Raw genomic sequence first — 16,277 nt, forward strand, 5'->3', positions numbered from 1 at the left:
CTTGGAACGATCTTTGTATATTATTTGATAAGTTTTATTATATACGTGGTAAACATGCGCCTATCTACCTGTAATACTTTATTAGCGTCTTTGCTCGCTCCATTACTTTTATCTATCAGTAGCAATGTGTTAGCTGAAGAAACACCCGCTGCGGTGCCGCTTTATACCGAGCCGGAGCTAATCGCACTAATAAACAAAAATACACATTTACAGCGTGTGAAGGCAGATGATTGCCAGTTAGTGCAAGATATAGAGGCAAGGGCCAATAAAATGGCACTGCCTTCTTACCAATTTTTATATGGTGATATGCTGGCTTATAACGTGTGTGTTGAACGCAATGTAGAGTTAGGTGTGTACTACATGCGTAAAGCGGCTGAGCAAGGCCTAGCGGCTGCGCTAGAGCAGCTTGGGCGTTATTACGACACTGGCCGCTTAGTACAGCAAGATAAAGCTATGGCCATTACCTATTTACGGGAGGCTTCAGCTCAAGGAAACCTAAAAGCGCAGCTAAGGTTGGTTAAGCTTTTTAATTCAGGCTATGGAAGCCCACGTGACTTTGAAGATGCGTACCGCTGGTTATTTAATACCACGGTAGCAGATAAAGCCACCCATAAAAAAATTGAGCGTGCACTTAAGTTACTAGCGCAAAAAATGCCAGATAGTGTTGTGGCCCGCGCCCGGTTACCCATGTAAGTGCCAAATAATACTCACCATTTTTATAAAATAAAAAGCCCTAATGATTAATTAGGGCTTTTGTCTAATAACTATAAGTGGCTAGCTTTCTTCTTTGCCTTTTGATTTAGCTGGGTCTTTTAACACTGACATTTTTGGGGGCTGAAGTGCAAATATACGCTCTCCCTCTTGCGGTGGCTTTTCCATATTACTGGTAAATGGGCGAAGCTTAACTGGCGTATCTTCGTCGTTGTCTTTATCACCTTTTAAAATAAACAGTGGGATCGCTTCAGGGTTCATCTCTTGGTATTTCTCCCAATCAAACTCTTCTGAAATACGTGTAGCGCTTACTTTGCCACCTTTAGCGATAATGCTGCTTAAGCGAGCGTATGAACCATCTTCACCAAACAAAATTTGCCTAGATAGGAATGTTGCACTGTCTTTGTTCGCTTTTGCATGCGAGGTAGATGAGCGCAATGAAAATACATTTTTTTCATTTAATAAATGAGAAAAATATTGTACACCAAGCGCATTATGGTGGCGGTTAGGTGAAAGCGCTAATACCGTTCTTATTGTTGTGAGCGGTAAGTAACGCTCAGCATGCTCTGACTGTGGGTTACCGTAATAACAAGCAAGGCCATCCATACGCGCCATTTTGCAGTTCTCCCATGCGGGGTCTGATAAGTGAACTGGAATACTTTGCTCTTGCAAGCCTTTACCAATAGCGCGCGATACATGGTTCGCACCAATAATCAGAATAGTGTTTGGGGAAGGCTGGCGCACACCTAATAGCTTAGCAACCGGAATAGCGGTTAAGCTTTGGAGCACCACAGTAATAATAATAACAGTGAATATTAACGGCACCATTTTTTCAGCATCAGCTACGCCTGCTTCCATCATGCTTAATGCAAACACCGACCCAACCGCGGCAGCAACTATACCTCTTGGGGCTATCCATGATAGCACCAGGCGTGACTTCATTGGTAAGTCAGTACCAAAAGTAGATATAGCAATACACAATGGGCGCGCTATAAATAACACCACGGCTAAAAATATAAATACGTCGCTATCTAACATCATCAAGTCAGAAAGCTGCAGGCGTGCAGCAAGTAAAATAAACAGTGATGATATTAAAATCATCGATAAGTCTTCTTTAAACTCCAATACAGAATCGATTTCTAAATCGTTTTGATTGGCAAGCCAAATACCAAATACGGTAACCGCCAACAATCCTGACTCGTGGCTTAAATGATTAGAGACCGAAAAACTAATAAGTACTAATGCAAGTATGCCAAACTTATGGAGTTCAAAGGGGAGCCATTCACGGCGCATAAGTTGTGTGGTGATCCACCCAGCAACAATACCTATAGACAGCCCAACGCCGACTGTTTTAACAAGTGCAACAATAGTATGGCTAAGTACTTCTCCTTGGCCTACTAGCATAACTGCTTCAAATACAAGTACAGCAAAAAGGGCACCGATTGGGTCAATCACAATGCCTTCCCACCGTAATATCCGATCAATATCTTGAGTTGGGCGCATCGAATTAAGTAAAGGGGCAATTACTGTGGGGCCTGTTACAACGAGTACGGCCCCCAATACAGCAGCAACTCGCCAGTTGAGTTCGAGTAGCCAATAGGCACTTAAGCTTATCACCACACAAGTGGTGATCATGCCAATAGAGCACAGGTTACGAACGACCTTACTTATGCCTTTTAATTCTCTGAAGTGCAAAGTGAGAGCGCCTTCAAATAAAATCACAGCAACACTCAATGACACCACAGGAAATAACAAATCGCCAAGTAAAGCATCTGGGTCTAATACACCACTAAACGGTCCTAGCAATAAACCGGTAAGCAATAAGAACAAGATAGCGGGTACTTTAAATGCCCACGCTACCCATTGGGCAAGCACTGAACAAAGTGCGATACCGGCTATATAAATTGCTGACATAAATTAAGAATTCCTTATTTATCACAATATGAAAAGTATAACTTTTGTTAAATATTAATACAGGGGTATACACGTGAAATGTTTAATTTGCTAATAAAATATTAGCGCTTAATACAAAAATTGTAGGTTAAACTTATTGATTTATTTATAAAAAATGAATAAAAGCGTGAAAATAAATATAAGTGATTGATTTTAAGTGACTAATTTATGTTGTGCTAGGGCTGGGTACACATTAGAGTGATTTTTAGCCTTGATTTTGTCTATCGAAATATCGTATTATATTTAGAGTTCAAACAATTAGTCATCTAATTATAATTTTCAAGACCGCGTTAAATATTAATACTAACGTCATATTTGGTCTGTAATAATAGTAATGTATGCTGTTATTAGCGTTAAATTAGTAGCTATTGTATTTTTGAATATCTTGGTATGGTTTTTTCAAGCATGTTTATTTAAGTAATTAAGTAAATAAATGTTTGAGTTGAACTATTACTTTCAATGTTTAGCTCCCATCGTGGCGGCTAAATCTCGGTCCTTGAGTCATCACCCTATCTGTTGGTGTATCTGACTTTAGAGGCTCTATGTATGTTGTTAACAAAAAAGCCACACACAGCTTTTTACAGCGATACATAAACAACACTTTTTATCTTTATATTTAATAGGCCTCCATTCATTTTGGTTGGTGCTGTTTCATGTCTTTACAAACCTAAAAGCAATTTTAGGTCGTGTGTTTGCGTGCGTTTAAAAAGTGTATGAAAACCTATTCGAAATTGCGTGCTATTGACGCAATTACCTAATTTTAGTTCACACAGTGTGAATGTAGATAAAATGGAAAGTTGAGATTTTATGCAAAAGTTAAATTGGCGTCGTATTGTTTTAAAAGTTGGTAGTGCATTAATCGCGCCTGATCAAGATGGGTGCCGCTCACGCTATTTACTAACCATTGCGCAATTTATTGTTCGCTGCCGCGCTCGAGGTATTGAGGTGATTTTAGTATCTTCAGGTTCTGTCGCTGCAGGCTCACACTTATTCCCATCTGACATTCCACGTTCAGTTGTCATGAAAAAAGCGATGGCAGCGGCAGGGCAAACCGAAATGATGGCTATGTGGGATCGCTTTTTTGATTTTCCATCAGCGCAATTATTATTAACGCACGGTGACTTACGTGACCGTGAGCGCTATGAAAGTATTCGTGAAACTATTTTTACCTTGCTAGAACATGGTGTTCTACCCATTATTAATGAAAATGATGCTGTAACAACCGATGACTTAAAAGTGGGCGACAACGATAACTTATCAGCCATGGTCGCAGCGGCTGCAGATGCTGACGCATTAATGATTTTTTCAGATGTGGACGGGCTATATGACAAAAACCCAAATTTACATGAAGACGCAGTTTTACTGCCTGAAATAAAATCAATTGATGAGTCTATTTACGCTATGGCAGGATGTGCTACTAGCGCAGTGGGCACCGGCGGTATGAAGACCAAAATCGAAGCTGCAGAGAAAGCGACTTCTCACGGTATTGCTACATACATTATTAATGGTTTTAAAGAAGAGACCTTTAATAGGTTGTTGGATGGAGATAACCCCGGTAGTGTCTTTCTTCCTTATGAAAAACCAATGCAAGAAGCTGTGCACTGGATGACGCATACAGCGAATGAGCAAGGTGAAGTGGTCGTAGATGGCTCATTCGATGAGTCTCTTGAAGGTGAAAACGGTTGCATACGTGGCGACGAAATAATGGAAGTTCATGGTGAGTTTGCCATTGGCGATACCATTTTAGTTAGAAGCGAGGATGGCACACGTTTAGCAAAAGCCACCGCAAATTATAGTAGTTGCTTGTTAAGCTTTATTGCTGATAACGAGCAAAGTGAATTTAGTGAAAAAATGCAGGATTCTATTGGTCCTGTTATTTCAGAAAAAGATATCGCATTATTGGAGAAGTCATGAGTTTGATTACGGATATTTCACGCCAAGCAGCAAAAGCGGCAAATACACTTGCTTTACTCGACACCGAGACTAAAAACCAAGTGTTAACAGAGATGGCGGCAGCACTGCGCGCAGAAAAAGCATTTATAATTAAAGAAAACGAAAGTGATTTAAGCGCAGCACGCGATAACAACTTAGCCGCTTCAATGATTGACCGCCTAACGCTTAACGAAGAGCGTATTGAAGCCATGGCTGAAGGTATTGAAGTTATCGTAAGTTTAGATGATCCCGTCGGTCAGCTACGCGATATTACAGAGCGCCCAAATGGCATTAAAATTCGTAAAATGCGTGTACCATTAGGTGTTGTATGCATGATTTACGAAGCGCGCCCTAACGTAACTGCGGATGCAGGGGCATTGTGTTTTAAATCGGGTAACGGTGTTATTTTACGCGGTGGTAAAGAAGCCCTTAAAAGCTCACAAGCCATTGCGAGCGTAATGCATGGAGTACTGGAAAAACATAACTTACCTAAAGCGCTGATCTCAGTTATTCCTGACCCAGACCGTGCTTTGCTTATGGAGCTAATGCAGCAACGTGACACCATAGACTTAATCATTCCACGTGGTGGCGAAGGGTTAATTAACTTTGTAACTGAAAACAGTACTATTCCAGTTATTCAGCACTTTAAAGGTGTGTGTCATTTATACGTAGATAAAGACGCCGACCTAGAGGTGGCGCTTAACTTACTATTAAACGGTAAAACACAGCGTACAGGCGTATGTAATGCGCTTGAAGGGCTTGTGGTTCATCAAGACGTCGCTGACGAATTTTTAAATTTATGTGCCGTTGTATTGCGCCAAGAAGGCGTGAAAATTAATGCAGATGAGCAAGCGGCAAAATATTTCGATAATGCAACAGTTCTCGCCGACAACGAATTTGGTGAAGAATACTTAGATTTAGAAATTGCTATTCGTGTAGTACCAAGTTTTAGTGCTGCTGTGGATCATATTGCACAGTTTGGTTCAAACCACACTGAGGTTATCTGTACTAAAAACGACACCGCGGCTGAGCTTTTCCAACGCAGTGTTGATGCATCGGTAGTGATGGTAAATGCTTCATCGCGTTTTTCAGATGGCTCGCAATTGGGGTTAGGTGCCGAAATTGGTATAGCTACAACTAAGCTACATGCTTATGGCCCTATGGGTCTTGAGTCACTTACCACTGAAAAGTATTTAGTTAATGGTGAAGGCCAAGTGCGTGATTAACGACAATTAAAGAAAAAAACGCCGATTGTTAAATCGGCGTTTTTTTATGCATTTTGTACAGTGTGACTTAGCTTCTCTAACCAATCTTTTAATGGTTCAGGCCGATGCAGATGGTACCCTTGTAAGATAACTTCCGGATACTCTTGTAATAAGTCAAAGTGCGATTGATTCTCGACCCCCTCCGCAACGACCTCTAACTGAAATAACCTGCCAAGGCTGACAATCATATCAATAATTAATTTATCGTTGTTATCAGTGGGGGCTTCGAGTACAAATGAGCGATCTATTTTAAGTTCATGAATGGGTAGCTGCTTTAAATACGTTAAACTTGAGTAACCAGTACCAAAGTCATCTATCGATACGCGTACGCCCAGCCTTTTAAGGCAGTGTACGGCTTCAATGGCGGCTTCCATGTGATTTAGTAGCGTCCCTTCTATAATTTCTATAGTCAGTTGCTGAGGATTAATATCAACACGTTTAATTTGCTCGCTTATAAAGTTTAAAAAACGCGCTTCATGAAAGTGCCGGCCGCTTATATTAACCGAGATATTTAAACTTGGATGGTTATATTTAAGCTTGGTAAGTAAGTTAAGCGCATGGGTAGTAACCCAGCAATCCAGCTCAAAAATAACATCTGATTCTTCGGCTATTGATATAAACTCACAGGGGCTTATAAACCCTTTTTGAGGGTGTTCCCAGCGCAACAGAACTTCAGCGCCTTTTAATGTTTGCTTGCTATCAAATTGTGACTGTAAAAATATAGATAGCTCATTTTGAGAGATGGCTTTTCTTAAATCTTGCTCAATCTCAAAGCGTCGTTTAGCTTGCTCACCAAATGTGGTATCAAAAAATGTAACTCTGTTTCCGCCTTTTTCTTTGGCTTTATAACAGGCAGCTTCACAATTTCTGATAGTTTCAATCGCACTTTCCCAGACATCGTCACGCGGGAAAATATAAGTGCCTATACTAATTGTTAAGCTCACTTCTTGCCCATCAACGTCAAAAGGGCGGTTAACTGCGTGTAAAAGCTCTTGTGCTTTGCTCTCTGCTATTGATTGCGCACGTGTGCGTCCAACACCTTTATCTACACTACATAAGGCTGCAAATTCATCACTGCCTAAGCGTGCAATAATATCTTTTTTATCTAAACTGGCATGAATACGCTGAGCAAGCTCCTTTAAAATATTATCTCCTGCTAAAAGCCCTAAACCATCATTAATGGAGTGAAAGCTGTCGATATCGATAATATAAATATAGGCACACGTTTTATCGTTACTGCAATCTTGTAACTGTTGCTCTAATTGTTTCAAAAAGCCATTACGATTAGGTAGCTTAGTAAGCTCATCGTGCCACGTTAAATAATCTATTCGTTCCTGTGTTACTTTCACGCTGGAGATATCACTAAATACGCCGATATAATGTATATTGGTGTCTTGTTCGCTTTTAACCATACTAAGTGTTAAAAGCTCAGGGTAGAGCTCCCCATTTTTTCGTCGTGTTACAAGCTCGCCGCTCCAGTAACCTGCTTCGTTTGCGTGTTTCCACACTTCATCAAAGCTAATACTTGGGTGGTTATTTTGCTTAATATCTTTTAAGTCCATTTCCAGTGATTCAGCTTCGCAATAGCCTGTAATTCTACAAAAAGATGGATTAACAGCAATAATCTTCCCTTCGCTATTAGTGATAACAACACCATCGGCCGTACTAGTAAGGGCTTGATAAAATAATTTTTGTTTAGATGAGAGTTGCTTAAGCTCTTCTTCACGCTGACTTAACTCTTTTGCAAGGGCCTCTATTTCTAATAATTTATCGTGCAAATCAAAGTTTTTTTCTATAAGTCTGTCTAACATGCCTTGCGCAGTAATGTGTGTGCGTATACGTGCTCTAACCAAAGCTAACTTATAAGGCTTATGGATATAGTCAATAGCTCCCATGGCAAAGCCTTTCTCTTCAGATTCTTCTTCTGTAAGAGCAGTAACAAAAATGATAGGGATGCCTTTGGTGTTTTGCTTTGCCTTAAGTATTTTACATACTTCATAACCGTCCATGCCCGGCATCATAATATCGAGTAAAATTAAATCAGGGCGGGTGGACTCTATAAATACAAGCGCTTGCTCACCGCTTGTTGAAATGCGTACATCGTAGTCTGCAAGTAGGCCTTCCACTAGTACATGTAGGTTGCTAGGTTCATCATCAACTATGAGAATCAAAGGTTTTCGCTGTTGATTTACTACCGGTTTATTATTGCTAGCAAGAAAGGTTGAATGCACACTAAATCCTTATTCTTTAATTACTCATTAAAGTTAGTTTATAGTTGCCATAATTGTCTAGTTTTTATAGTTATTTCTGTACTTATCAATCAGTTTAATTACTAAAGCGTAGTTAAAGTTATCAATTGCCTCTTTTAGCTTAAATAATGGATGAGAATGCTCGAATTTTTGAAGCTCAACTGCTCTAATTAATTTACTAGGAATAGGACGAGCAGATAACGCTAAAGAATATACCTCATCAATTAATGTATCTGGGCTTTGTTCTAAATTAATTGCGCCGGCCTGCTGGTTATACGTATTGGTTACTTGCAACTGTTTAATGGCATAAAGTGCTAAGGTCAGTTGTTCATTAAAAGCGCTAAAATCAGGGTGAGTGTTATTTATCAGCTCTAATTCAATTTTTTTGGCACTTTGCTCAAGTCGCTCTAACCCTAGTGTGCCAGCAAGGCCTTTTAAATTATGCATTTCCCTAACTAATGCTTCATGCTCATTATTTTTTAAATGCTTTAAGATTGTTTCCATAAAGTGGCTATAGTCACTGTCAAATTTAGAAAAGATTGAATTGATGAGTTCATTATTATCTTCAAGGTTATCCTTTGCTACAGCGAGATTTAATGTACTCAGCGTTTGGGCCTTTTTTAAATGTTTTTCTACGGTATTACAAAGCAGGCCAAATAACAGCGGCTTCACTAAAAAGTCGTCCATGCCTGCTCTTATAGCGGCTTTTTTATCATTAGGTAATACAGCTGCCGTAACTGCAACGATTGGAAGCGTATAACCTCTTTGGCGTAGTATACGTGTGGCTTCTAAACCATCCATAACAGGCATTTGAATGTCCATAAATATAATATCAATTGCACTTTCTTCTACTTTTATTAGGGCCTCTTCACCGTTATTTGCAGAGATAACGGTCATATTCATTTTAGTTAACAGTGCTTCAAGAATCTCTTGGTTTACAGAGTTATCATCTACAGTAAGTGCAGTATAACCAGTATATTGTGGGTAAGACTCTCCCTCTTTAAGCTGCGTTGTTTCGGGCAATAATAAACGCATTAACTGTGACTCAGTATCGGTATTGCCTATTGTTAAAATATCAATATGGTCGCTATCGGGGATTGATTGTGGGTGTTCTTGATCGCTAATAAGTAGAATAAGCAGTAACTTATGTTTATTTTTTTGTTTTTGTAAGTACAGTTGCTGCAAAATAAAATTATCTTTTAGCTCTTTATGCGGCAACGACATAATAACAATATTAAAAGGGTTACTGGGTTGAGACATTTTTGCAATTGCACGCAACGGCTCTTGGGTAATTTCTGCCGTAATATCGGCGTTGCTTAACAACGCGGTGAGTGATTTTATTTGCTCATTATCGGGGCTAATAAGTAGCGCATGTTTTTTAAGTGCTTCTTTATTGGTCATTTTAAATGGGAGTGTAAAGTAAAACTCACTGCCTAGCTGTGGTGTACTGCGTACTTGTATTTCGCCACCTAGCAACTTAGTAAGCTGCTTACAAATGGTTAAGCCTAGCCCTGTTCCCCCATATTTGCGTGTTGTACTAGAGTCGCCTTGGTAGAACGAGTCAAAAATGGATGCTGTTTGCTCTGGGGTCATGCCTATGCCAGTGTCTTTAATACCAAAGCGCAATTGAATTTGCTGTTCATTTTGTGTGGTGGCTTCAATCGTTACTGTTACTTCACCGCGCTCTGTAAATTTAATTGCATTACCTACACAGTTATTAATAATTTGACTTAAATGCAGCGGATCACCCATCAGCTCTAGCCCTGCATCAACATGTAATACAAAATTAAGGCGCAACCCTTTTTGTTTAGCGTTCACCGAGAATAAATTTTTTACATTAGACACCACGGTATGCAAAGTGAAAGGGATTGATTCAAGTTTGACTCTATCAGACTCAAGTTTAGAAAAATCGAGCACGTTATTTAGAATTTGCAGAAGGTTTTGGGCACTTGAAAAGGCTTTATCGGCGTAGTGTTTTTGCTTGGGTGGCAGGGCGCTGCTTTGTAAAAGCTGTAGCATGCCTAAAATACCATTCATGGGCGTACGTAGCTCATGGCTCATATTAGCAACAAAGTCGCTTTTCGCTTGGTTGGCATTTTTTGCTTGAGTGATGGCCAGTGTAAGCTCTTTATTCATTGATTCCATTTTTGAATTAAGCGCTTGCGTTTCTGCTAGTAGCTCTTTTGTTTGCTTATTTTTTAAATACAGCGCATTGGCCGCGGTAATAACAGAGTTAATTTCATTTTGATGGTGTGTATTACTATTAAGTGTAACTTGTTTTTCATTACTCATATCTTTTAGCAGCTTGGTTAACTGTGCGATAGGCTTAATGACGGAGTTAAAAATAAAAAAGGTGATTATCGTAATTATGACGGAGATTAAAGCCGCAAATAGATTTCCCATCTCTGTACTTTTGAGTACGTGCTCTCTCAGCTGCTGCTCTGTTTGGGTGAGCTTTTGTTTCTCAATAGCTCTGATTTTTTCGGCTAGGTAAAGGAGCTCGTTTTCTATTCCAGTTAAAACTACATTTATAGAAAACGTATAACTGCGCGTTAATATAACTAATTGGCTATATGCTTGCTCAAGCTCGTCAGTATTATTAAATTGGATAGTATTAGCGGTTTCAATGCGCGCAAGCAGGGTGTTTAAGTGTGCTAGGTTATCTTGCACATTTTTTGCTTCATCATAATTTGGCTTGTGTAAATAGTTGTTTGCTGCCTGTTCTATATTGCTAATAGTTAAAAGGATATTCACTATTATTGTCTGTTTGTTACCAAGCGTGCTTTTCTCCAGCTTATTAAGTTGCGCTTTTAGTGTGTCAATAGGCTGCTTAAACTGTGAAAGGTACAACTGCTCTCGCTTAGTTCTGTTAACGACCACCCGGTTAAACGTATCTTGGTAATTATTTAAATACTCGTTGAGGCGCTTAATGTTGCTTTGATAGCTTTCATCATATTCTTCTATATGTTTACTAAGCCTGCCTAAATCCATTTTTGCATCGTTATAGTGCATATTAAACTTATCAATAGTATTGCTATTAGCATGATCTAAATAAGCTATGGCTTGGCTTTGCAAAGAAATCACATCGTTTTCTAAGCGGGTGACAGCTTCACTTTGTAATAATGCTTTGTGCTGCGCGTTTTGTAGCTCAAAAAGCGACTTTTGCGAATAATTGAATAAGTAACTTTGCAAAATTAATAAGGTAATTAAAACGCATAAGGCAATTATTATTTTAGATTTTATTGAGCGGGTTATCATTATCTGCTTATTAACTCATACCATTTTTGTAAGCTGTAATCGTAAGTAGGCATAACGCTATTCCAAACAGCTACATTGCTTAAACGTTTTAAATAGCTACCGCCATTTCGCTGCTCACCGGCTTTTACAGCGACCTGTTTCTGGGTGTTTAGCAAGTTAACCGAAGTGGGCTTTCCTAAGTACCAGTAATCCCATTCGCTTGGTGAAAGCATTGCTTTTGAGCGCTGCGGGTTACTAATGTAATATCCTTGGCGAGCAATAAATGCGCCCGCCCACCCCGAAAGCCACCAGTTCATGTAATCGTATGCGGCATCTTTTTGGTTATTATTGACCTGTGATGATAAACACATGACCCCATGCCAGCCTCGGTAGCCCTCTTTTGGGGCGGCAAATCGTACGTTAATATTTTGACTATTTAGTGAGGCAACAGCAGGAGAAAACATACTTTCAATATGCACGCGTTGGCTTTTCATAAATTCAATAGACTCTGGCACCGAGTTCCAATAACCCGCAAAATGCCCCTGTCGTTTATAGTCAATTAAAATACTAAATAAACGGTCAAGCTCAGAGCGAGTAATCGCACCAATATCTTTAAATGTTATCAATCCTTTGCTTTGTGTTGCCAAAGCCAGGTCAAACAAGCCTATTGTGGGTGCATTTACAATGCCGACTTTGCCTCGGTGCGCATCATCCAGTAGCCAGCCCCAGCTTTCAGTTTCATAAGCAATACCAGGCTTAATCATGGCAGTGTTATAGCCAAAAGAGTCAACATTATGTACATAAGGTAAAAAGCTAATATGATCGCTTTCGTTTGCACTTAGTGTGCCATTCTCTTGTACATTGAGTAGTTTATAAGGGGCGTCGCCTGCGCCCAATTTGGCCTCGGGAGTGAGTTTACCCGTTTTAGTCAGAGAATTTATTTCATTAAAGTAGGTTAGTCGCTTTTTTTCTATGGCTTGAATCGTCCCTGCTCGCCACAGTACATTAATACTGTTTGACCACTGTTCGTATAAATCAAAGGAGCTAGGGTCCATGGAGGCTTTTTGTAATACGGCAGCGCTACCTGCAGGGGAAAACTCTATATTTATACCCAAATCAAGCATTGCTTGTTTACGAATAGCCTCTTGCAGCGTGACATGCGTTCCTAACACTCTTAAGGTTATTTTTTTTCTGGCAAACACATAAGGTACATGGGTAACCACGCCCGCAGTTAAACCAATGACAGCAAGCTTTTTTAACGTGGTGCGTTTAGGTATATCCATTGTTTAAGCCAAAAGTATGAACGCTACAGATGAGATAATTTATAGACAACAAAGACTAAACAAACAAGGAATGAGCAAATATAAAAATGAGAGTGTAAAAAATAATAGAATAATAAGATGATTAAAAATAGGAAATAATAGAAGAGTAGGAAAGTGGTGGAGCTAAGCAGGATCGAACTGCTGACCTCCTGCGTGCAAGGCAGGCGCTCTCCCAGCTGAGCTATAGCCCCACATTCCTAAATTACATAGTTGTAATTACTTGGTTGCTGAGTTCCAAGCGGGGTGAACTTTAAATATTTTTATAAAATTGGTCAAGTATTTTTTAGCAATATTTAACTGTTATCGTTTATTTTTGATAGACTCGTGAAAAATACCTCGCGAAACGACAAAAACAATGAAAAAAAGTATCTGTATACTTGCTTTGCTGCTTGCCGGCTGTGCAAGTAATGAAGCGCCTCCTTATGAAATAAATAACAAACAGTTTTATGAAAACGTAGATGAGCAGGGTAATAAAGTATTTGCTTATGTTGTTTCGGTTAAGGCCAAGCACCGTAGTAACATAAACTTAAATAACGGCGGACGAGGCGAGAAAAGACCGAGCCGCTCTGATGTAAAACGTTACATAGAACAAGAACACTTCGAAGACTCCAGTGTATTAAAACTTAAGCTGGAGGATGAAGCCGTCAGGTTTTTAAATCAAACCCTAAGTGAAAATAACTACTGTGAAAATAAACACGAAATTACACAAGTATTGTGGCGAGACTTAAGTGTGCAGCTAAGAGGGCGTTGTTTGTAGTATGTTGGCCGATAAAGCAAAGCTTGCGCAGCTATTAGCGCAATTAGGTATAAATTACGATGTGATAGAACATCCTGCGTTACATACTAGTTTAGATGCTGATGCATTTATGGTAGAACGCCCAGGTACGCGACTTAAAAATTTGTTTTTGCGTGATAATGAAGGAAAAAATCACTTTTTAGTGATCACCGCACACGACAAACAACTCGATTTAAAAACCTTATCTAAGCAACAAGGGCTTTCTCGGTTGGGGTTTGCTTCAAGTGAGCGCCTAGCGCGGTATTTAAAAGTACAACCAGGCTGTGTGTCTATGCTTGCTCTGGCAAACGACAAACAAAGCAAGGTCACTTTGTGGCTTGATCAAGATATTTGGTTTAATGAGCTGTTTCATTGTCACCCGTTTGAAAACCCCCAAACTTGGCTGCTTACAAAAAATGATTTAAACATATTTTTTAAGCATACAGGGCATCAGCCTCGGGTAATGTTTTTACCTTCTCGATAGCCTAACGTGACTAAGACTAAACCAATAAAACACACACTCAGTAAGCAAAGCATAAATGCAGTTTGCCCTGAGTGCTGATAAACAATACCTGGTAATAACGAGCCCAGCGCTCCGCCGCTGTAATAAAACGATACATACCCGCCATTTGTTACACTTGCAGGTGCCTTGCTAATCTTGTTAACAAGCGGGGCTGCACTTGAGTGAATAACAAACATAGCAGCACAAAATATCGTAAATGCGATTAAAAACACACTCAGTTGCTGGCTTATAAGTAACACTATGCTTAAGTTATATACGATAAAAACCGCAGCCAGTAAATGCCAAGGCGAAGGCGCTTTTTTAGCAAGCCAAGGTGTGGCAATAGAGGCTAAAGCACCGATTAAGTAGCCGCTGTACACTAAACCTATATCGCGAGTATTTGTAATTAAAAAGGTGTGTTGCAAAATAAACGGAAGGTAATTTAATAAGGCCGCAAAGCAAAAAAACATACAAAAAACGGCACCATACAATTTTAATATTGCTGCATCTTTTAGCTGTTTAATATACGTTAGCGGCGTATGTGCTGGCATAACAGGTATCACAAAGCCCGTAGGCTTTATATTTATAGCTAGGCCAATAAGTACAAACGAAATAACATAATAAAAACTTTGCCAATGCCACACATCACTAAATAACGCCGCCAATACTCGGCCAAAGTAACCTCCAGCTATGGTACTGCCTATGTATAAGGTCATATTTTTTTGTAAGGCATTTGCGCTGTAGCGTATACCAATGTAGCTCGTCATCGCGGTAAGTGCGGCAGGTAAAGTTAAGCCTTGTATAAAACGCACCAGAAGTAATAGCTCAAAACTGGGCGCAGCTGTAAACAGTATGCAGCTCCCCCCTAAAATAAACATAGCAATACGTAAAATAACAAGTGGGTTTTGCTTGGCTAAAAAAAGCCCATAAATAAAAGGAGCTATTGCTAAAGGCAGCATGGTTACGCTCATTAAGCTGCCGGCAAGCGCTGGGGACACGCTAAATTCGTTAGCAAATAAGTTTAATAAAGGCTGAGGTGCGTACAGCACAAAAAATATAAACACCGAGCAAATAAGTAAGTGAGCAAAGCGCATTGTTAGGCTTAAAATATAAGCTGATAAGTTAGCCAAAGTATATGAAAAATGGCTTATATTTCATAGGTTAAATCATTAACAATTGCGCTAAATCAAAGTGTATATTCAGCCCTTTGCTAGATTAATGCTAATAGCACTGTTATTTGTAGTCGTTGGTGATTAAAATAAACCTAATATAAGTTTTTAGTGGAACAAAGCCATGGGTTCATTACAAGACCAATTGCTGCAAGCAGGGTTAACAACATCGCACAAAGCTAAAGTTGCTAAGTCAGAAAAACGTAAGCAACAAAAAAAGCAAAAAAAGGGGGCTACTAGTAACCCAAGTGATCTGCAAAAGCATATACAGCAAACTAAATTAGAGCAGCAAAAAAAGGCTGAAGAACTTAACCAGTCGCGCCAAGAAGAGCTTAAGCAACGTGAGCAAGTTGCTCGTGTTAAGCAAATACTTGAGCACCATAACCAAGACTCTATCCGCGGTGAGCGTACCTTTAATTTTACTTACGACAACAAAGTAAAAGGGATAGACGTAAACGAGAAAACCCAAAAAGCGTTATCGGGTGGCCGTTTAGCTATTTGTGTACTGGAAGGGCAGTTTTACGTACTTGATGATGAACCGGCGCGTAAAGTCGCAGAAGTTGATGAAAAGTACATTGTTTTTCATGTTGAACCTGAAAACAAACCAAAAGACGAAGACGACCCCTATGCAGACTTTGAAGTACCAGATGATTTAGTATGGTAAGTGTCTGTTCAGTATTGTTTGCTACAGTTAACAACAATGGCTGAAAACGTAGTCATGTTTGTTTGATCGCCTAACGTAAATTGATACGTATGCTTTTTACCAGATTGTTTACTACAATCAATAGACTATTTTCTAACCGTCAAAAAGAAGAGTGAATATAATGAGCAAGATGAAAGCACTAATAGTAGGCGCGGGTATTAGTTTAGCCGCAAGTTTTTCGTTTAACGCCGCCGCTGCTGATGGCGAAGCCCTTTACACCCAAAAAATGTGTCAAACATGTCATGGTGCAGAAGGTAAAGCACCTATTATGGGCGCATACCCTAAAATTAATGGTCAAAACAAAGACTATTTAGTGGCCCAAATGAAAGATATTAAATCGGGCGCACGTAGTAATGGTATGACCGCGGCAATGAAAGCAATGGTTGCAACAGTAACGGACGAAGAGTTTGAAGCGATTGCAGACTACCTTTCAAAGGTAAAATAAAGCACCGCGTTTAA

General features: G+C 39.5%; 12 protein-coding genes and 1 tRNA gene. 7 read left to right on the forward strand and 6 right to left on the reverse strand.

The annotated features are described in order from the left end of the window. Positions 1-54 precede the first annotated feature (54 nt). The gene (locus AN391_RS06585; protein WP_055014757.1) at positions 55-693 is read left to right on the forward strand and encodes a tetratricopeptide repeat protein; all 639 of its coding nucleotides are present in this window, start codon (positions 55-57) and stop codon (positions 691-693) included. A gap of 81 nt (positions 694-774) precedes the next feature. On the opposite strand, the gene AN391_RS06590 is transcribed toward AN391_RS06585, so the two are convergent. Continuing rightward, entirely contained in the window at positions 775-2,625 is a 1,851-nt protein-coding gene (locus AN391_RS06590) for a sodium:proton antiporter (RefSeq protein WP_055014665.1), read from the reverse strand. Positions 2,626-3,471: 846 nt separating this feature from the next. Here AN391_RS06590 and proB point away from each other — a divergent pair. Both proB and AN391_RS06600 read left to right on the forward strand, forming a co-directional pair. Continuing rightward, positions 3,472-4,578, forward strand: a complete 1,107-nt coding sequence (gene proB, locus AN391_RS06595; protein WP_055014666.1) for a glutamate 5-kinase — start codon at positions 3,472-3,474, stop codon at positions 4,576-4,578. Continuing rightward, a complete protein-coding gene (locus tag AN391_RS06600; RefSeq protein ID WP_055014667.1) occupies positions 4,575-5,822 on the forward strand; it encodes a glutamate-5-semialdehyde dehydrogenase in 1,248 nt (415 codons plus the stop codon). The genes proB and AN391_RS06600 overlap by 4 nt, the downstream gene beginning before the upstream one ends. Before the next feature lie 44 nt (positions 5,823-5,866). Here AN391_RS06600 and AN391_RS06605 read toward each other — a convergent pair whose 3' ends face one another. The 4 genes from AN391_RS06605 to AN391_RS06620 all read right to left on the reverse strand — a co-directional run bounded on the left by AN391_RS06605 (position 5,867) and on the right by AN391_RS06620 (position 12,860). After that, the gene (locus AN391_RS06605) at positions 5,867-8,092 is read right to left on the reverse strand and encodes an EAL domain-containing protein (protein ID WP_055014668.1); all 2,226 of its coding nucleotides are present in this window, start codon (positions 8,090-8,092) and stop codon (positions 5,867-5,869) included. Positions 8,093-8,149: 57 nt separating this feature from the next. Then, positions 8,150-11,368, reverse strand: coding sequence for a hybrid sensor histidine kinase/response regulator (locus tag AN391_RS06610; protein WP_055014669.1), 3,219 nt, complete (start codon positions 11,366-11,368; stop codon positions 8,150-8,152). Continuing rightward, positions 11,368-12,630, reverse strand: coding sequence for a PotD/PotF family extracellular solute-binding protein (locus AN391_RS06615; protein ID WP_055014670.1), 1,263 nt, complete (start codon positions 12,628-12,630; stop codon positions 11,368-11,370). Before AN391_RS06615 ends, AN391_RS06610 begins: the two co-directional genes overlap by 1 nt. Before the next feature lie 154 nt (positions 12,631-12,784). Beyond that, positions 12,785-12,860, reverse strand: a tRNA-Ala gene (locus tag AN391_RS06620). Between the two features lie 164 nt (positions 12,861-13,024). On the opposite strand from AN391_RS06620, the gene AN391_RS06625 reads away from it, so the two are divergent. Both AN391_RS06625 and AN391_RS06630 read left to right on the forward strand, forming a co-directional pair. Next, complete coding sequence (locus AN391_RS06625) at positions 13,025-13,426, forward strand: hypothetical protein (protein ID WP_055014671.1); 402 nt, start codon at positions 13,025-13,027, stop codon at positions 13,424-13,426. 1 nt (position 13,427) lies between these two features. Continuing rightward, on the forward strand, positions 13,428-13,928 hold the full coding sequence (locus tag AN391_RS06630) for a prolyl-tRNA synthetase associated domain-containing protein (protein WP_055014672.1): 501 nt from the start codon (positions 13,428-13,430) through the stop codon (positions 13,926-13,928). On the opposite strand, the gene AN391_RS06635 is transcribed toward AN391_RS06630, so the two are convergent. Further along, positions 13,895-15,040, reverse strand: a complete 1,146-nt coding sequence (locus AN391_RS06635; RefSeq protein ID WP_055014673.1) for an MFS transporter — start codon at positions 15,038-15,040, stop codon at positions 13,895-13,897. The two genes, AN391_RS06630 and AN391_RS06635, sit on opposite strands and share 34 nt — an antisense overlap. A gap of 199 nt (positions 15,041-15,239) precedes the next feature. Here AN391_RS06635 and AN391_RS06640 point away from each other — a divergent pair, with 199 nt between their 5' ends. After that, positions 15,240-15,779 (forward strand): DUF2058 domain-containing protein, encoded by a 540-nt coding sequence (locus AN391_RS06640; RefSeq protein WP_004587650.1) that lies wholly within the window; start codon positions 15,240-15,242, stop codon positions 15,777-15,779. A 160-nt stretch (positions 15,780-15,939) separates the two neighbouring features. Beyond that, complete coding sequence (locus AN391_RS06645) at positions 15,940-16,263, forward strand: c-type cytochrome (protein ID WP_004587649.1); 324 nt, start codon at positions 15,940-15,942, stop codon at positions 16,261-16,263. Positions 16,264-16,277: the final 14 nt, after the last annotated feature.

The organism is Pseudoalteromonas sp. P1-13-1a (assembly GCF_001401875.1).
Taxonomy (GTDB): domain Bacteria; phylum Pseudomonadota; class Gammaproteobacteria; order Enterobacterales; family Alteromonadaceae; genus Pseudoalteromonas.